Source organism: Nosocomiicoccus massiliensis, from assembly GCF_002871345.2.
In the GTDB taxonomy this organism is placed as follows: Bacteria; Bacillota; Bacilli; order Staphylococcales; family Salinicoccaceae; genus Nosocomiicoccus; species Nosocomiicoccus ampullae_A.
Window position 1 is genome coordinate 1210856 of the sequence record NZ_CP136964.1, and the last position, 19697, is coordinate 1230552.

17 protein-coding genes, 2 tRNA genes and 1 riboswitch are annotated in these 19697 nt (G+C 34.4%); of the genes, 16 read left to right on the top strand and 3 right to left on the bottom strand.

The window, feature by feature from the left end:
* The first annotated feature begins 1 nt into the window (after position 1).
* The 12 genes from dnaB (at position 2) to CJ229_RS06365 (ending at position 11497) form a co-directional block, all read left to right on the top strand.
* Positions 2–1408, top strand: a complete 1407-nt coding sequence (dnaB, locus tag CJ229_RS06310; protein ID WP_317846534.1) for a replicative DNA helicase — start codon at positions 2–4, stop codon at positions 1406–1408.
* A gap of 107 nt (positions 1409–1515) precedes the next feature.
* Entirely contained in the window at positions 1516–2802 is a 1287-nt protein-coding gene (locus CJ229_RS06315) for an adenylosuccinate synthase (RefSeq protein WP_102167063.1), read from the top strand.
* 167 nt (positions 2803–2969) lie between these two features.
* Positions 2970–3041: transfer RNA gene (locus tag CJ229_RS06320), tRNA-Glu, on the top strand.
* 27 nt (positions 3042–3068) lie between these two features.
* A tRNA-Asp gene (locus CJ229_RS06325) sits at positions 3069–3141 on the top strand.
* A 113-nt stretch (positions 3142–3254) separates the two neighbouring features.
* Positions 3255–3614 (top strand): ABC transporter ATP-binding protein, encoded by a 360-nt coding sequence (locus tag CJ229_RS06330; RefSeq protein WP_308409528.1) that lies wholly within the window; start codon positions 3255–3257, stop codon positions 3612–3614.
* A 106-nt stretch (positions 3615–3720) separates the two neighbouring features.
* The gene (yycF, locus tag CJ229_RS06335; RefSeq protein WP_040928968.1) at positions 3721–4419 is read left to right on the top strand and encodes a response regulator YycF; all 699 of its coding nucleotides are present in this window, start codon (positions 3721–3723) and stop codon (positions 4417–4419) included.
* Positions 4420–6267, top strand: coding sequence for a cell wall metabolism sensor histidine kinase WalK (gene walK / locus CJ229_RS06340; RefSeq protein WP_102167065.1), 1848 nt, complete (start codon positions 4420–4422; stop codon positions 6265–6267). It begins immediately after the preceding gene.
* On the top strand, positions 6260–7570 hold the full coding sequence (locus tag CJ229_RS06345) for a YycH family regulatory protein (protein WP_180953380.1): 1311 nt from the start codon (positions 6260–6262) through the stop codon (positions 7568–7570). Before walK ends, CJ229_RS06345 begins: the two co-directional genes overlap by 8 nt.
* Entirely contained in the window at positions 7570–8322 is a 753-nt protein-coding gene (yycI, locus tag CJ229_RS06350) for a two-component system regulatory protein YycI (RefSeq protein WP_180953381.1), read from the top strand. The genes CJ229_RS06345 and yycI overlap by 1 nt, the downstream gene beginning before the upstream one ends.
* On the top strand, positions 8319–9119 hold the full coding sequence (locus CJ229_RS06355) for an MBL fold metallo-hydrolase (protein ID WP_371440757.1): 801 nt from the start codon (positions 8319–8321) through the stop codon (positions 9117–9119). The genes yycI and CJ229_RS06355 overlap by 4 nt, the downstream gene beginning before the upstream one ends.
* A 111-nt stretch (positions 9120–9230) precedes the next feature.
* Positions 9231–9710, top strand: coding sequence for a 23S rRNA (pseudouridine(1915)-N(3))-methyltransferase RlmH (gene rlmH / locus CJ229_RS06360; RefSeq protein WP_068129110.1), 480 nt, complete (start codon positions 9231–9233; stop codon positions 9708–9710).
* A 488-nt stretch (positions 9711–10198) separates the two neighbouring features.
* On the top strand, positions 10199–11497 hold the full coding sequence (locus CJ229_RS06365; protein WP_257993671.1) for an NtaA/DmoA family FMN-dependent monooxygenase: 1299 nt from the start codon (positions 10199–10201) through the stop codon (positions 11495–11497).
* A gap of 216 nt (positions 11498–11713) precedes the next feature.
* On the opposite strand, the gene CJ229_RS06370 is transcribed toward CJ229_RS06365, so the two are convergent.
* Together CJ229_RS06370 and CJ229_RS06375 are read right to left on the bottom strand one after the other, a co-directional pair.
* On the bottom strand, positions 11714–12448 hold the full coding sequence (locus CJ229_RS06370; protein WP_070622634.1) for a glucose 1-dehydrogenase: 735 nt from the start codon (positions 12446–12448) through the stop codon (positions 11714–11716).
* 105 nt (positions 12449–12553) lie between these two features.
* A complete protein-coding gene (locus CJ229_RS06375) occupies positions 12554–14359 on the bottom strand; it encodes a M3 family oligoendopeptidase (protein WP_102167069.1) in 1806 nt (601 codons plus the stop codon).
* 205 nt (positions 14360–14564) lie between these two features.
* On the opposite strand from CJ229_RS06375, the gene CJ229_RS06380 reads away from it, so the two are divergent.
* The 4 genes from CJ229_RS06380 to CJ229_RS06395 are packed head-to-tail and all read left to right on the top strand — an operon-like array spanning position 14565 to position 17928.
* A complete protein-coding gene (locus CJ229_RS06380; protein WP_102167070.1) occupies positions 14565–15725 on the top strand; it encodes a GNAT family N-acetyltransferase in 1161 nt (386 codons plus the stop codon).
* A 47-nt stretch (positions 15726–15772) separates the two neighbouring features.
* On the top strand, positions 15773–16306 hold the full coding sequence (locus CJ229_RS06385) for a GrpB family protein (RefSeq protein ID WP_068129117.1): 534 nt from the start codon (positions 15773–15775) through the stop codon (positions 16304–16306).
* 2 nt (positions 16307–16308) lie between these two features.
* Positions 16309–17805 (top strand): L-lactate dehydrogenase (quinone), encoded by a 1497-nt coding sequence (lqo, locus tag CJ229_RS06390; RefSeq protein WP_317846535.1) that lies wholly within the window; start codon positions 16309–16311, stop codon positions 17803–17805.
* Positions 17806–17826: 21 nt separating this feature from the next.
* Positions 17827–17928, top strand: coding sequence for an SE2200 family small protein (locus CJ229_RS06395; protein ID WP_068129121.1), 102 nt, complete (start codon positions 17827–17829; stop codon positions 17926–17928).
* A gap of 33 nt (positions 17929–17961) precedes the next feature.
* Positions 17962–18060: riboswitch (SAM riboswitch) on the bottom strand.
* Between the two features lie 151 nt (positions 18061–18211).
* Here the strand turns inward: CJ229_RS06395 and abc-f are convergent.
* Positions 18212–19684, bottom strand: coding sequence for a ribosomal protection-like ABC-F family protein (gene abc-f / locus CJ229_RS06400; protein ID WP_102167072.1), 1473 nt, complete (start codon positions 19682–19684; stop codon positions 18212–18214).
* Positions 19685–19697: the final 13 nt, after the last annotated feature.

The following is a 19697-nucleotide window of genomic DNA, read 5'->3' on the forward strand; positions in this document are numbered from 1 at the left end:
CATGGAAAATAACAATCATTTTCCGCGTCAAATGCCACATAGTACCGATGCAGAACAAGCACTACTCGGTGCGGTTTTAATAAATCCAGAGATTATGATAGACGTCGAGACGACGTTAGAAATCGATGATTTTTATGAACGCGCACACCAACTCATTTATAGTAGTATGCTCGAGGTAAATCAAGCGAATAAAAAGATTAGCCCACTACTACTCATGGAACACTTTAAAGTAAAAAATATAGTCAATGATGTCGGTGGATTATCGTATTTAACAAATTTATTTGAAATGTCACCGACGTCATCCAATTGGGAAGAATATGCAGATATTATACGTAAAAATTCGTTGAGACGTGTTCTAATTCGAAAAGCAGAGCGTCTATCATTAGATAGTTTCAACCCTGAGACTAATGTCGAGGAATTAATTGCTGAAGCAGAAAAATCGATGATGGATATCGAAAAAGACCGTAGACGTGACGGATTTAAAACGATGAGAGATGTCGTTTACGATATTTTCACAGAAATCGATGAATACTCTAAACTCGATAACAAAGGTATTACAGGGATACCAACAGGTTATCGACAACTCGATAAAATGACGAGTGGTCTACAACCGAATGATCTAATCATTCTCGCAGCGCGTCCGTCGATGGGTAAAACAGCTTTTGCATTAAACATTGCAGAAAACGTAGGAATGTCTAGCACTAATAAAAATACAGTCGCAATATTCTCACTCGAAATGGGTGCAGAACAACTCGCGACACGTATGATTTCAAGTGTTGGACATATCGATTCATCGAGTTTAAGAAATAGACAGCTCAACCAAGAAGAATGGGACAACTTAGCACACGTTACTGGTAAATTATCAGATACAAATATTTTCATAGATGATACACCAGGTATACGTGTAAATGAGATTCGTTCAAAGTGTATTAAGCTAAAAGCACAACACGGTCTCGATTTAATTATTATCGACTACTTACAACTAATTCAAGGATCTAGTCGAAGAAATAGTGAAAATAGACAACAAGAAGTATCTGAAATTTCACGTATGTTAAAAGCTCTGGCACGTGAAATGGAATGTCCAGTCATTGCATTGTCTCAGCTCTCACGTAGTGTTGAATCTAGGCAAGATAAACGTCCGATGATGAGTGACTTACGTGAATCTGGATCGATTGAGCAAGATGCGGACATCGTTGCATTTTTATATCGTGATGATTATTACAATCGCGGTGAAGGTGAAGACGATGAAGGCGCACAAAGTACTCAAGATGAAATAGAAATCATCATTGCAAAACATCGTAACGGACCGACTGGAACAGTTAAATTAATGTTTAATAAACAACATAGTAACTTTATAGATCTTGCGGTTCAAGAATTTGAAGATGGATACATCCCACCGGGGAGCTAACATTAAAGCACTTCTAAACGTTTAGAAGTGCTTATTTTAATTGATTTTAGCCGTATTTAGTGATAAAGTATAATACGGTTAAATTAGACTTAATGGAGGCTTTTTTTATGTCTGGAACAGTAGTAGTCGGAACACAATGGGGAGACGAAGGTAAAGGTAAAATTACAGACTTTTTAGCTGAAGAAGCAAAAGTCATCGCTCGTTTCTCTGGAGGAAATAACGCGGGTCACACGATTCAATTTGGTGGAGAAACATACAAATTACATTTAGTACCGTCTGGAATTTTTGCAGATGATAAAATCGCATTAATCGGTAACGGTGTTGTAATTGATCCACTATCACTTATTAAAGAGCTCGACGGTTTAGAAGCACGTGGTATTAACGTTGATAACTTAAGAATTTCAAACCGTGCAAATGTCGTCCTACCCTACCATATCGCTCAAGATGAATTAGAAGAAGAAGCACGTGGTGACAATAAGATTGGTACGACAAAAAGAGGAATCGGACCATGTTACGTAGACAAAGTTCAACGTATTGGAATTCGTATGGCTGATTTAGTGAACGATGAAGTGTTTAAAAAACGCCTCAAAGAAAATATTGAATATAAAAACCATTATTTAAAATCACTCTTCAATCACGAAGGATTTGAATTTGAAGAAATTTATGACACATATAAAAAAGCAGCTGATCGCTTACGTCCATATGTATGTGACACAGCAAAAATTTTAGACGATTCATTTAAAGCAAATGAACGTGTATTATTTGAAGGTGCTCAAGGTGTTATGTTAGACATCGACCACGGTACATACCCATTCGTCACGTCATCAAATCCAATCGCAGGTAACGTAACAGTTGGTTGTGGTGTTGGACCGACATTCATTAAACATATTATCGGCGTATGTAAAGCATATACGTCACGTGTTGGAGATGGTCCATTCCCTACTGAGCTATTCGACGAAGATGGTCATCATATTCGTGAAATTGGTCGTGAATACGGTACGACAACAGGACGCCCAAGACGTGTCGGTTGGTTTGACTCAGTTGTAGTACGTCACTCACGCCGTGTAAGTGGGATTACAGACTTATCACTAAACTCAATTGACGTATTAAGTGGATTAGATACTGTTAAAATTTGTGTTGCTTATGAAATCGATGGAAAAGAAATTACAGAGTATCCTGCAACACTTGAAGAATTACAAAAAGCAAAACCAATCTATAAAGAATGTCCAGGTTGGAAAGAAGATATTACAGGAGTACGTCGTTTAGAAGATTTACCTGAGAACGCACTAAACTACTTAAAAGAAATCGAACGTCTATGTGGTGTTCAAATTTCAATATTCTCAGTAGGACCAGACAGAGAACAGACAAACCTACTCTCAGATTTATGGGAGTAATATTTAAAGGCTATCTCAAAACGAGATAGCCCTTTTCTTATTCATACCAAATTTTTCAATAAAAAATCTAATCAAAAGATTAATTAGAAAAAAACTTTTAAAAATATTCAAAAAAACCTTGCTTTAAATTACCACCATGCTATAATAAGTCTTGTGTTCAGATAACTGGCCCCTTGGTCAAGCGGTTAAGACACCGCCCTTTCACGGCGGTAACACGGGTTCGAGTCCCGTAGGGGTCATTTTTATTTTGTTTACTTATCTGAATTGGTCCCGTGGTGTAGCGGTTAACATGCCTGCCTGTCACGCAGGAGATCGCGGGTTCGATTCCCGTCGGGACCGTAAGTATCCTCTAGTGAAATATCGCTAGAGGATTTTTTATGGAATTTTATATTATTAGAATAGTCTGAAAAAATTATTATTACTATTGACAATTTATAGTTAAAATGATTAAGATGAAAGAAATTCAAAAAGAACGCGGACTTGCGTATCTATTTATCGCGCATGATTTATCGATGGTTAAATACATTTCAGATAGAATTGCAGTGATGTATAAAGGTAAGCTACTAGAAATTGGTGAAGCGGATGACTTATATCAAAATCCAGTTCATCCATACACGAAGTCCCTACTTTCGGCTGTACCACAGCCAGACCCTGAAAGTGAGAAAGAACGTCAACGTATTCCATATACACCGACAGAATACAGCGAATCCGACGAAGAAGATTTGATGCTGAGAGACCTCGGTAACGGTCATTTCGTTTACTGTACAACAAAAGAATTTGAAGCATGGTCAAAAGAGTATCCCACAGTTTAATACTGTGGGATTTTTCGTGGTATAATTTATAGTTATAGTATAATAATATGTACATAAATATTTTAGAAATAGAGATATATTATTTTCTCTAGAACGGGGGAAAACAATGCCAGCTAAAATAGTTGTAGTTGATGATGAAAAGCCAATCGCAGAGATTTTAGAATTTAACTTACAAAAAGAAGGTTACGAAGTTTTAATTGCGCACGAAGGTAACGAAGCCCTTGAACTAATATTGGAAGAAGTACCAGATCTTATTTTGCTCGATATTATGTTACCGGGTAAAGATGGTATGGATATTTGTAAAGAAGTACGTAAATATCATGATATGCCGATTATTATGTTAACAGCAAAAGATGACGAAATCGACAAAGTACTCGGTTTAGAACTTGGTGCGGATGATTACGTTACGAAGCCATTTTCAGCACGTGAATTAATTGCACGTGTTAAGGCAAACTTACGCCGTAAAACACCGTCAACTGAAGAGGCTAAAAAAGATGAAAACATCATCACAAATCGTGAGATTACGATTGATCTAGATGCATATCTTGTTAAAAAGAATGATGTTGAAGTCGAACTTACACAACGTGAATTTGAGTTATTAAAATATTTAGCACAGTATCCAGGGCAAGTGATGACACGTGAACATTTACTTGAAACAGTTTGGGGTTATGACTACTTCGGAGATGTACGTACTGTAGACGTAACAATCCGTCGTTTAAGAGAGAAAATTGAAACAGATTCTAGTCATCCAGAGTACATTTTAACACGCCGTGGTGTCGGATACTTTTTAAAAGGTGACGACTAAATGCTGAACTATTGGCGTCGAAACATTCAATCTCTTCAAGTTAAACTCGTCGTTATATACGTTTTATTAATCATTATCGGTATGCAAATTATCGGATTATATTTTACAAACGTATTAGAAAGAGATTTAACAGAAAACTTTAAAAGTAACATCGAGTCACAAATTGACTTAATCGAAACGCGTATCGTCGAGCTCGATAGCGAACATGAAAACAATCGTAATAAATTTCAGCAAGAAGTACAAAAAGTGATCGATGATTATGGTAATCGTTCAGATGTTAATGAAATTCGATACGTAAACTCCGATCAAATACTTCTTGCAACGAGCAAGATTTCTAACGAATCGACGTTAAACTCTCGAGTGAACATAAAAGAGTTAAACGAAGCGTTAGAAACCGGCACTCAAAATGATGATATATTCGTAAGTAAAGCGGATGATAACAAACGTATGTGGATTGTGAACTCTCCTGTTATTGCACACGATAAAGTAATTGGAAGTCTATACGTTGCATCAAACATCGAGAACGTATATTCGCAACTCGAAAAAATTAACAATACATTTATTATCGCAACTGCGATATCACTCATTATTACGACAGTGCTCGGTATATTTGTTGCACGTACGATTACAAAACCGATTATTAGTATGAGAAACCAAGCACTTCTCATGTCTGAGGGTAACTATACGTCTCGCGTACAAATATATAGTGATGATGAAATTGGTCAACTTGCTGAATCGTTCAATATCTTGTCTAAACGCGTTCAAGAAGCACAAGCGAATACTGAAAGTGAGAAGAACCGACTAGACTCTGTTATCACACATATGTCAGACGGTATTATTTCATCTGACAGACGCGGTGGAATACGTCTCGCAAACGACACAGCGTTATATATGTTAGATGTTAAGTACGAGGATATTTTAAATAAAAATATGATTACAGAACTCGGACTTGAAGACGAGCTCGAATTATCCGATATACTAGATGATCGTGATACGTCTCATTTAATATTTTTAGAATCTAAAGAAGGTAACCGCATCGTCCGTGTGAACTTTAGTGCTATCGTTAAAGATACTGGATTTGTCAGTGGATTTATCGCTGTAATGCATGACGTTACAGAACAAGAAGAATTCGAAAGAGAGCGTCGAGAATTCGTTGCGAACGTATCTCACGAGCTTCGTACCCCACTCACTTCGATGCATAGTTATATCGAAGCTTTAGAAGACGGTGCATGGCAAGATGACGAAATCGCGCCACGATTTTTAAAAGTTACACGTGAAGAAACAGAGCGTATGTCCCGACTCGTTGAAGACTTACTTCAACTTTCACGTATGGACAGTGAAGTCGAAGAAATCAATAAAGAAGTTGTGAACTTTAATATGTTCTTAGAAAATATTATCGAGCGATTCACAGTAACATTTAAAGATGAGGTTGTATTTACTAAAAATATACCGAACAAACCAATCTATTCTGAAATCGCAATAGATAAGATGATGCAAGTGCTTGATAACGTTATAACTAACGCTATAAAATATCAAACACGTACACCTAAAAAGGTTGAATTCCACTTACAAGAGAACACGTTATACAAACGCATGACGTTACGAATTAAAGACCACGGTCTCGGAATACCGGGTAAAAATGTCAATCAAATCTTCGATCGATTTTATAGAATCGATAAATCACGTACACGTCAAATGGGTGGTACCGGACTTGGACTCGCAATTTCTAAGGAGATTGTCGAAGCGCACGACGGTAAAATTTGGGCGACGAGTATTGAAGGTGAAGGCACGACAATTTTCATTAACTTACCTTGTTTAGATATTGAAGAGGATGAGTGGGATGAATAAAGAACACGTCAAAACAGTAGTGCTAACGTTACTCGTCATTATAAGTTGTATACTCACATATAAAAGCTGGAGTTATACTGCAGAATTCGAAACTATTGATACAACACTTTCACCGTCACCGATGGCCTCTCAAGGTGAGGATGTGACGTTTGGAGATGTGATACGAGCGTATCAAGTTGTCTATGCAACAGAACAAGAAGAAATTGGAACAGTCGATAAAGACGTAATTGCTGAAATTGGGAAGTTATTTAACGAAAAAGAGGTTCAATTTTTAAATCATCCAGAAAGCATTAATCAGTTAAAAGCAGATGCACTTATTGAAGGTAGCGAGATGCTTTTAATTGATTATTACTCAGAGATACCTGCACGTACATTTTTTACGATGTTAAAAAGTGACATCGATGAGAATTTTGTAGATTTTCAGTTTGATCGTGTGTTTTTAGAGTTGCACGACAATTACGTCGTTTTTAACTTTTTTAACAGTGAACGTACGATGTTTATACCGTATAGAATTGATGTTAGTAAAGATGAAGTTATACAGATTATCAATCGAAATAGCGACAAATTTACAGATTATTCGATGGTGATTACAAACGAAGCGACATCAAACAGACTGACAGCGATATACGGTCCAAAGTCGCCAGGTAAAAAGACTGTACACCAATTTATACCATCGACAATCAGTGTTTCTGCAATGAACGAAACACTGTTTACTCAATCAAATATAGAACAAAAGCAAACAAAAGATATTACAGTGTACGAAGCAGATACTGAAATCGCGACGTATACATCGAGTAATTATCAATATACGTTTATGAATTTAAAAGGATCAGACGTTAATGAACTGTCCCCCTATCGTTCGATTGAAAAGTCATTCATCTTTTTAAATGGACATATGGGCTTAACGTCAAGATATACTCTACTTGAGTATGATAGCGACGATAATCTCGTAGTGTATCGACCACTTATAAATAACTATATTGTTTTTAGCGATGAAATTATGAGTGAAATTTACGTGAAAATCGGTAAGACGACAATCACAGAATATAGTCGACCGATGATTCAGTTAAATGCAAACATTCCTTCTGATTTAAGTGTGACGTTAGAAGATATTGAAAAAGTACGTTACCAAATTGTATTACATGAAGATTATGAGCTATCAAAGGTTAGCAAAATTATCATCGCATATGATTTAAAGCATAATACAGATCAAAGTGAGTTAAACGTAGTTGAGTATACACCGAGTTGGTATATTTTATATGATGGAGAATGGATAAAATACGATATTGGAGAGGAAGCGTAATGGATTGGAAACTAAGTAAATCTATATATATTACAGTGTTTTTAATCATCAATATCGTATTGTTGATAGTTTTATATAATCAATATAATATACAAGAACGACATGAATCGAGTAGAAGTCAGTCTATTAGTAAAAGTGCAGATTATAAAACGAACGTTGATGCTCTAAAAAATATAAAACTATCCGTATTAAACGGTATGCAACATGAGTTTCAATCTGAAACTAGTATGAATCAAAGTGGAATAACACAAAATGTTTTTGAAGTTAAAGATTTAGAATTAGATTCAACAAAAATTAAAGAATATATCGATAAAGAAGTATTTAGAGGAAGTGAGTACACGTATGATTCAGAAAATAGTATTTCAGATACGATTTACTATAATCAAATGTACGACTCACTTCCGATATTCAATAATAGCGTAGGCCGTATTAAAGTAGTTAAAGAGAGTGATGGCGCATTGCGCTTTGAACAGGGATATATCTCTAATATCTCTGTAAACGAATATTCAAAACAAGTACAAGTGAGCGACCCGATAAAACTTGCTGAAGAACTTGCTAAAGAAAAGGTAATTTCAAAAGAAGCGGTTTTAAAATCGAGTACACTCGGTCATTACGTCATACTTTTAAACGATGAAGAACAACAAGTGTTGTTACGACCGAAATGGAAACTTGTCATTGAAGAAGATGATAGAACACGTATTATATACGTAGATGCAATCAATGCATCTGAAGAAATAATTGAAGGTGAGTGACATCCACAATGAAAATGAGCGTACTTGCGAGCGGCTCGACAGGGAATTGTATATATGTTGAGTCCGAATCAGGTAGTCTTTTAATCGATGTGGGTCTTACATGTAAGCGAACAGAACTTGCGTTAAATAAAATAGAGCGATCATTAAACGATATTGACGCTATTTTAATCACACATGAGCATAGCGATCATATAAAAGGTTTAAAAGTCATCGCAAAGCGTTATAACATACCGATATTCGCGAATAAAAAGACATGGCAAGCTATTGAATCTAAAAATATTCACGTCAATAGAGAGCAAAAATTTGAATTTAACGCATTAAACTATAAAGAAATTATCGGTTTAGATGTCGAATCATTCAACGTCTCACATGATGCGGTAGATCCACAGTTTTACACCCTATCACAAAATGATAAAAAACTATCCGTTATTACAGATACCGGGTACGTCTCAGATGAGATGAAAGGTATTATAAAAGATAGCGACGTATTCGTATTTGAATCTAACCACGACGTCGATATGCTTCGTGCGGGTAGATACCCATGGGTAACAAAGCAACGTATATTAAGTGATGTTGGACACGTATCAAACGAAGACGCCGCACATGCGATGAAAGACGTTATTACAGATCGAACGAAACGAATTTATTTATCGCATTTAAGTCAAGACAACAACATCAAAGAACTCGCACGAATGAGTGTAGAGCAAGTGTTAAATCATCATGATGTCGATACAGTGTCACATGTGGAATTACACGATACAGATAAAGACGAACCAACGAGAATATATACATTATAAAAGTTATCCACAGAGATATGTGTATAACTACTGAATAATGTGGATAACTTGGGGACCAAGTGTGGAATACTTGGTCCTTTTCTGTGAATAAGTTTAAAAGAAGGTGAAAATATGAAAATAACGATTATCACTGTTGGAAAATTAAAAGAGAAATATTGGCGTGAAGCGGTTAAAGAATATGAAAAGAGACTCAGTAAATATGCGAACGTCTCACTCATTGAAGTAAAAGACGAGCCGGAACCAAATAACGCGAGTGAAAAAGATATAGAAAACATTAAACATAAAGAAGCGGAACGTATTTTATCAAAAATAAAACCAAATCAACACGTCGTCACGTTAGAAATAAACGGAGAAGCACACTCGTCAGAAAGTTTTGCAAAACAATATAATAACTGGAAAACACAAGGCAAAAGTAATGTCGTATTCGTCATTGGAGGAAGTAACGGAATTGGAGAAGACGTGTTAAAACGATCAAACGAAGCAATCAGCTTCGGAAAAATGACCTACCCTCATCAAATGATGAAAGTTATACTACTCGAGCAGTTATTTAGGGTGAATAAGATTTTGAATAATGAGAGTTATCATAAGTGATGTGGTTACTTAAAATAAACATACATTATTCATTACTTTGAAGATTCTTTATCATACAATTAGTTTATTGAATTCAAATAAAGTTTATGAGGTGAATGTAAATGACTCAATATTGGTTAATATCTGCTAACCATAATAAATATGATCATGAAGCGGCATTCCAAAAATGAGAGATTTCTGAGTAGCTAAGCTTTGTTGTTTTAATGTACTTTGACGTACATAACCAATGGCTTTGACCATAGTATTCACCTCCACGAAGATAATATATATTTATGAATAAGTTCAAATAAAGGTCCAACGTGTCATCAACACGTTGGACCGCAATAATTAATGATCATGATGTAATTTTTCAATAAAATAATTAGTTAATGATGCAATAAATTTATATTTCAAATATAAAGTATCTAATAAATGTTGTAAAATATCATTAAGTTATTTACGATAAATATAAATTAAAAGATTATTTTTATCGTATAGTGGAGAGGTTAATGACAATGAAACACATGCATTTATCCGTTTTAGCTTATAGTACAGGTCTACATCCTGCCTCTTGGAGACTACCGCATTCATATGTTGAAGAAGTTGGGGATATTGATTTTCAAATTAAGTTAGCAAAATTAGCTGAAAAAGGTAAACTGGATGCATTCTTCTTAGGTGATGGTCAATATATTTCTGGAGAAGAAACGGGACATATCTCTTATTATTTTGAACCACTAACGGCGCTTGCCGCAATTTCACGTGAAACACATTCAATTGGTCTGATAGGTACCATTTCTTCTTCTTTTTATGAACCTTATCTTGCAGCTCGTATGCTTTCAAGTTTACATCAAATATCTCATGGACGTATTGGGGCAAATATTGTAACATCTCAATTTGATTTAGAAGCACAAAACTATTCGATGCAAGCTTTACCACATCTTGAAAAACGATATGAACGAGCAGACGAATTTATTAATGTAATGAAAAAATTATGGGAGTCATTTACTGTAGAGGCTATCGTTAATCACAAAGAGTCAGGGATTGGCTTAAATCATCAGTATATTCATCCACTTCATTATCAAGGAAAGTATTTTCAAGTTGCCGGAGCTATTAACATTCCAACACCAAAATATGGTCGACCACGTTTATTTCAAGCAGGAACTTCCATTCCAGGTCGTGATTTAGCAGTACGACACGTGGATGCTATTTTTTCAATTGCATGGAATATACAAGATGGCCAACAGTTCAGACAAGACATTCATCAACGGGCTATGGAAGCAAATCGTCAACCCCCTCTTGTATTACCAGGTCTCACCGTTTATGTTGATGAGAATGAAGAGGATGCTTATAAACTTAAGCAACAATTAGATGATATGATTCCACTTGAAAAACGCAAGAAACAATTATCTAAAGCCATTGGTCTAGATATAAGTGAGTGGACACTAGATGAAGTCGTGCCATCATTACCACCTTATGAGGCATTAGAGAAAAAAGTTGTAAAATCTATGTATAAAGCCATACAACGTGCCGTTAAGACTGAGCAACTTACATTAAGAGATTTATTAGATCGTTTTGGTACTTGGGTAGGGCATAAGACAATAGTAGGAACTCCTGAACAAGTGGCGGATGAAATGATCGAATGGTTTGAAAAAGAAGCGTGCGATGGTTTTATGTTGATGGCCCCGACGTATCCAGAATCATTTGAAAAATTTATTCATTTAGTGATACCAATTCTTCAAGAACGTGGAGTGTTTAGAAGAGATTATGAGAGTCATCTGTTAAAAAATCATTTGGGTATAAAAAACTAAAAATCAATATTTACTTTATTCAATTTTACATATGTAATATCAGAAAAGATATAGAATTATGGTATTATATGGTAAATATTAAGAACTAATTGGTTACTAAATATAAAATGTAATTATGTATTGGTAAAAGAGGATTTAAATGAAGGCGAAGTGCTCCTCAGCACTTCGCCTAAAATTTATTCAAAAGAATCATTTATATTTTAAGTGATTTATCATTTATAGTGCAGTAATACCACCATCTATAACAAATTCTGATCCTGTAGAATAAGAAGCATCGTCAGACGCTAAGAAACATACAAGGTTAGATACTTCTTCTGGCTGCGCCACTCTACGCAGTGGAATTGTTTTTTCGAATTCTTTAACGGCTTCTTTAACATCTTCTTGCTCTAACATTGCTGTTTTTATAACACCTGGGTGTACTGAGTTAACTCTAATATTGTATGGAGACAATTCTTTAGCTGCAGCTTTTGTCATACCTCTGACCGCAAATTTTGTATCTGTATAGCCAATTGCACCACCAACAAGACCATTTATTGAAGAAATATTGATAATTGACCCTTGTTTTTGACTTTTCATAATTTCAGATACAGTTTTGATGCCTAAAAATACAGATACTTGATTAATATTTACAATCTTCATATAATCTTCTAATGATATTTGGTCAATTGTTTTATTGTATGTGATTCCAGCATTATTAACCAATACATCAATTCGATTCCATTTGTTCATTACTTCTTGAATGACATGATTCCAATCTGCTTCTTTAGATACATCATGCTTGATAAATAAAACATCGTCTCCAAGAGAATTAGCTGTTTTTTGGCCTAATTCATCATTAATATCAGTTATCACGACTTTTGCGCCTTCAGCTATCGCTTTTTTGGCATGAAGTTCTCCCATACCTTGTGCGCCACCAGTAATAACGACGACTTTATCTTGTAATTTTCCCATTGTAAAACATCCTTCCTCTAAATTAATATTGTTCATAATATTATTGTATATTTAACTCACTTCAGAAGCTAAAAAAGTCACTTATATTTATATAGGTTTTATAACTTAAACATATGATTCTGTCAGTTCTAAGAATTCTTCAATATCTTTATGCACTGATTCTAATGCTTCTTGCCAGAAGTCTGGTTTACGTAAATCAACGTTTAAATGTTTTTCAGCTAACTCTTCTGTCGTCATACTCGCAGTATCACGTAGAAGTGCGATGTAATCATCTTCAGTTACGTTTTCATCTTCTAAGAAGCGGTTGTATATACCTAAGCTGAAGAAGTATCCAAATGTGTACGGGAAGTTATAGAACGGTACACCCGTAATATGGAAATGTAATTTTGTTGCCCAGAACATCGGATGATAAGATTTCAGCGCATCTTCGTATGCTTCTTCTTGTGCGTCTTTCATCAGTTCTTTTAGTCTATTGCTGTCTAACGTTCCTTTTTGACGTTCATCATATAAATTACGTTCAAAGATATAGCGTGCGTGGATATTCATCATAAATGCCACACTTCTAGAAATTTTTTCATCGATTAAATTGATTTTCTCTGCTTCTGACGCCGCGTTTTCAATCGTTGCGTTTGAAACAACGAGCTCAGCGAATGTAGATGCTGTTTCAGCAACGTTCATAGCATAGCGCTGGTTAAGTAACGGTAAATCACGCATGACATAACTATGGAACGCATGTCCGAGTTCGTGTGCGAGTGTTGAGACGTTACCTGTGCTACCTGCAAACGTCATAAAAATACGTGACTGTTTTGATTCCGGAAGGTTTGAACAGTATCCACCTGGACGTTTTCCTGGACGATCTTCCGCTTCAATCCACTGCTCTTCAAATGCACGACGAGACATCTCTGCCATCTTTGGACTAAATGATTTAAAGTTATCGATAATAAACTCTGCCGCTTCATCGTACGTATATTTTTTGTTCTTATAGTCTCCGACATCTACACTTGCGTGTACGTCGAGCCACCCTAATTGCTCGACACCAAGAAGCTGTGCTTTTCTTTCGAAGTATTTCTTTAATGGTGATTTATTTTTCGCAATCGTATTCCACATTGTATCGAGTGTTTCTTCTTCCATACGGTTGTAGTCTAACGGTACTTTCATATAATCTTTATAGTCATGAAGTTCATAGTTATTTAAACGGAAGCCTGATAGATGGTTTAACGTTGTAGCAAATAAATCTGCTTTTTTATTCCACTCTTCTTCCCAAATTTTTAACAGTTCTTCACGTTTTTCTGGATTCTCTTCTGATCCCATTTTGTTTTCAAATTGCCCTGCTGAGTAATACTTAGTCTCACCGTCTTCAGTGACTGGGATTTGAATTGATGCAACGAGTTGATTGTACATATTGCCCCAACCGTGTAAGCCATCGAGTGATAAGCTATTGATAATTGTTTCTTCTTCTGTCGATAGTAAATCCGCTTCGTTTTTACGAATTTCTTTTAAAGGAAAACGCATTGCGTTAAAGAAGTCATCTTCTAATAACGTGTTAAATTGATCTTCAGTAAGTGCACTGATTTTTTTATTTAAAATAATAATCTCAGATGAGAAATCTTTACGTAAATTAGCTACAGCATTTGTATTTTTTAATGCTTTTTGATCCGTAATATTTGCAGATGCTAATCCGTTAGAGAAACTTCCCATCTCGCCAAGCGCGTTTGAAATTTTTTCGTATTGCTCTAATAAACTCTTTAGCGGTGTAAAATCATTAGAACTTTCGTCAGAATTCCACTCTTCTAGTTTTTCAGAGAACTCTCTAATACTGTCACTCACTTCTACTAAACGATTTTGGAAAGCAGAAGATTCACTTCCACCAGGAAACACACTTTCCATATCCCAATTATCTTTGTAATTCATCAAATTCCTTCCTTTCAAAGTAAAATGTAGTTACATTTATCATACAGGAAATAATGGAGAAGTGATATAAATCGCTTCCATAATTTGAATATAAATTTGTTAGAAATGATAGAATAATATTATTGGAACGTCTATTTTAAAAATTATTATTTGAGGAATACGTAGCAAATTATTATAAACGATCAAAAAATAGGAGTTTTATAGTATGTACCGAGTTAATCCATTCCATCCAAACTCTATATATTTAATAAGCGAAAATAAAAAATTTAATATCTATTTTGAAGAACTTAAAAGAAAATTTCCTTATCATGACTACATTTTAAATATAGGAGATTATGAAGTTAATAACTACTCCGATTATGGATTTATCGAGTTTCGTCGAACTTATGATTTAAATATTGAACTCAATAGATTGTTAAATTGTTTCTTTGAAAACAAAGAGAACATCGTTCAACGGGCTTCTACTCCATTTACGTTGTCGAACCAATTGATAAAAAAATGGTACGAGATATATAAAAAAACTCATAAAGTTAATCCTGTGAAGAATTTTAATTTAGAAGAGTTTAAAGAGAAATTAGCTGAGGGTTTAGATTTTGAGAATTCTATAGTTATTTTTAATACTCAGTGTGAAATAATTGCATATGCTCTGATTTATGATGATTCTAAAGATACAAAAGAAGTTGGATACGTCTATTTTAAAGATACTAAATCTAAGCAACAATTGTTAGAAATACTTTTCAATCGTTTAATATTTTTAAACAATAAAGGAATACACAGTATAGTTACCGAAGTTGATACTACCGACAAATATGCATATGAAATTTTTGGTGCTTTTATTGATGATTCTACAGCGTATATGAAAACTTTAATTTATAAATCTAAAATGACCAAACTCTCCAGTAGAAATATAGAACACGATGATATTAATTACGTTCTAAATTGGTCTAAAGATATTCATTTTTGTTTATCTAATGGTTGGCCGTTAAATCGTACAAACGAAGCAATTTTTGAATGGTGGAATTATGTAATTGAATCACAATCAGATAATTTTCAAAGAAAAATGCTGATATCAAATAAAACTACCATTGGCTATTATGATATATATATACATAACGACAATATAATAGAACTGGGTATTGCGATTGGTGATAAGAACTTTAGAAATAAAGGGTATGGTTCATTATTATTCTCTAAAATAACTGCTGAAGTGAGTCGAAAATACCCTTCAAAAGATATCATTGCAATTACTGATAAAACGAATATTGTAGCACAAAGGATGATAATAAAGTCAGGATATCGAGTAGAAAATAGCGATAAATACAAACCTTATATAACAAATGATGAGTTAGTGTATCGCTATATTTAGGATGCTTTTTTTATGGTAATTAGGAAATTAAATTTAGAGGTGATTCTTTGAGTTTAGGGCTTAAAAATAATGAAATTAGATTAGTAGAGTATTCACCAAAATGGAAAGATGAGTTTGAAACTACTAAAAATTTAATATTAAATTATACTCATATTCCTGAAAACAGAATCGAACATATTGGTAGTACATCAATAATCGGTATGTCAGCTAAGCCTATAGTAGATATTGTTATAGGCATAGGTGATTTAGATAATGTTGAGAAAGATTTGTTTCAAGGATTAGAAAAAGCAGGATTTCTGAGATTAAAAGTGGACCGTCCTAATGAAATTGTCCTTGCAAAATTTTTAGATGATTCTTACAAAGTAAAAACACATTTTATCCATTTAGTTGAGTATAAAGGAGATTTATGGCATGATTTAATATTCTTTAGGGATTATTTAAATAGTAATAGAGAAGCTAGAGAAGAATATTTAGATGTTAAAAATAAATATCTAAGCAACGCCTCGAAAGATATTATCGAATATACTAACTATAAGGAAGAATTTGTGAAAGAAATTTATAAAAAGAGAAAGGATTTTTAATTATGACTGAGGCAGACAATCAGCATAAAGATATTATTGTGATTGGTGCGGGTATTATAGGTACTTCGGTAGCGACGATGCTTTCAAAAGTGAGCCCGGACTGGAATATCGATATGTATGAAAGATTAGATGAAGCGGGAATCGAGAGTTCGAACGAAAAGAACAATGCAGGTACAGGTCACGCTGCACTCTGTGAGCTAAACTATACTGTGGAACAAAAGGACGGCTCTATCGATGCTTCTAAAGCAGAAGTGATCAATGAGCAATTTGAACTGTCTAAGCAGTTCTGGGGCAGTTTAGTGAAAAATGGTGATATTTCTAACCCTGAAGAGTTTATTCAGCCACTACCGCATATTAGTTTTGTAATGGGCCCAACGAATGTTGAGTTTTTACGTAAACGTTATGAAAAACTTAAAACGATTCCTATGTTTGATAATATCGAGTACACAGAAGATATTGAAACGATGAGAGAATGGATGCCATTGATGATGCGAAATCGTAAACCAGGTCAGTTAATGGCAGCGAGTAAGATCGATGAAGGAACTGACGTAAACTATGGTGCTTTAACACGTAAATTAGCGGCATATTTAGAAAAGCAATCAAATGTCTCTTTAAAATATAACCATGAAGTAATCGACTTAACTCAAAGAGAAGACGGCAAATGGGAAGTTCTCGTAAGAAATAGAGCGACGAAAGAGAAGTTCGTAAAAGTAGCTGATAAAGTGTTTATCGGTGCTGGGGGTTACTCTATTCCACTACTTCAAAAGAGTGGCATTGCTCAAAGGCAAAATGTCGGAGGTTTCCCTATTACTGGTCAATTCTTAGCGTGTAAAAATAAAGATATTATTAAACAACATCACGCGAAAGTTTACAGTAAAGAGCCTCTAGGTAAGCCACCAATGACTGTACCGCATCTCGATACACGTTATATTGATGGTGAAAGTACGTTATTATTTGGACCATATGCAAATATCAATCCTAAATTCTTAAAATACGGTTCGTTCTTTGACTTATTTGGCTCAGTAAAACCGTATAATATTACAACGCTATTATCATCTGCAGCTAAAAATATACCGCTCATTAAATACTCGATTGACCAGATGGTGATGACTAAAAAAGGTTATATGAACTACTTAAGAACATTCATACCCGATGCAAAAGATGAGGACTGGAAATTATATACTGCTGGTAAACGTGTTCAAGTGATTAAAGACGATGATGAATACGGGAAAGGCTACGTCGCATTCGGAACAGAAGTTGTGAATTCTGATGATCACTCTGTTATTGCAGTATTAGGAGAATCACCAGGTGCTTCAATATCATTCTCTGTAGTGCTTGAAGCATTAGAGAAAAACTTTAAAGAAGACCGTGAGCTCTGGGAACCTGCAGTTAAAAAGTTAGTTCCATCATATGGCAAATCACTGATTGATGACGAAAAACTGATGAGAGAAACGCGTAAAGAAACATCTGAAAACTTGAATTTAAATTATTATAATTAATTTTAAAAAGAGGTTATATTCATGAAAAAAACAATCGTTATTTTAGGCGTTATTTCGGCGTTACTCGTAGCGTTTAAGTTATATCAAGACAAGGTCAATGAAACGCCAAATATAGAATATTAATATATAAGAGGCCGTGATAATTTTTATCACGGCCTCTTTGCATTCAGTATAAACTGTTGGAATTGGCACATCGCTAAAAGCTGTTGCCGGAGTTTCACAGGGCCAAATCCCTCCACTCACTCTTAATAAGAGAACTATTCTATTGATTAAAAATATATAGCATATTATATGTGTTTTAGAAGTAAAACTAAAAAGGTGATGCTTACCGTTACGTAAAATAATGTTGAAGCATTAGGATATTATCTAAAGGATGAAAATAAGAAGTAACGCCATACGTTACTTCTTATTTTATCTTTTTAAGTTTTTTGTTTTCTATCTTATATACTTCGTCTGCGACATTTTCTAAAAATTCTACATCATGTGATGTTAGAAGTACTGTGCCTGGATATGTGTTTAAATATGTTTCTAGAACATTTATTGTATCAATATCTAGATAATTTGTTGGTTCATCTAGTATTAGCAAGTTATCTCCAGATATTAATGTTAGAAATAACGATACGCGTACCGCTTCTCCTCCACTTAATGTTGAAATACTTCTTTCAAAATCGTTGTCTGTGAATTTTAAATCATTGAGCATTTCTTTTAGTAGGTACTTTGAAACAGACGTATGTTTTGATACGTATTCTAATAATGGCTCTGTGCGGTGCTTAAATTCTAGATAACTTAATTGATTATAGAAGCCAAGCTCTGCATTTTTAGAAAATGTGATGATATCAAGTTTATTATTAAAAGCTCCTTTTACATATTCAATAATAGTCGTTTTACCGGTACCATTGTTCCCTTTTAATGCCGTAATTTTTCCACGACTGATTTGTAAGTTTAGAGATTCTATAAGTAATTTGTTTCCTGCTGTAATATCAATATAGTTAAATATAATTGGAAAACGGTTATGATCTGTCTTGATGTCAGCTTCTTCAAATATCGGTAGTACTTTTTCTTCAGGTAATTTTATTTCTTCCATACTATCGATACGGTTCTGCATGTTTTTCGCAGATTGCATAATTCCTTTTTGTACCGTCCCTTTTTCTTTTGTCATTCGTGAGGATAGAGAACGATGATTTGCTCCCTTTCTACCGATTAATATTTTTTCAGCATGTATTTTTGCGTCACTTATTGATGCTTCCAATCTTTTGATTTCTTTATCTTGTATTTCTTTTTGATGATAGAGTGATTCACGCTCTTTTTCGATTTCTCTTTTATAATCATCATAATTTCCGCTAAATACATGTATTGACTGTTCTTCAATTGACCATACTTCATTTACACATTCATTTAATAGACGTCTATCGTGTGAAATTATTAAAGTTGCACCGTCATAATTTTTAATTGTACGTATTAAAAATTCGATACCCTCTTTGTCTAAATGAGATGTCGGTTCATCAAGTATAAGTAAATCATAGTGCGAAGAGAATACTTCTAATATACGTAGTTTTGATAGTTCTCCGCCGCTAAACTCTGATGTACCATAAGGTATGTTTAATTCACTAAGTAATCTTCCATCAAAATTGAAGTCATATGGAATATTATCAGATACTTGTTCTAAGTAGCCTATGTTATTGGTGTTTAACTGGATATGACCTTGTGTCGGTTTAATTTCCTCTAAAATTAATTGTGCTAAAGATGATTTACCTGCACCGTTTTCACCAATTAAACCAATTCGACTACTCTCTTTAATTTCTAACTCATCAGTGTCGAATAATAAGTAACTGCCAAAGTCGAGTGCGATTTTGTTTAATTTAACGAGAACTTTAGTCATATCTATACCTTCT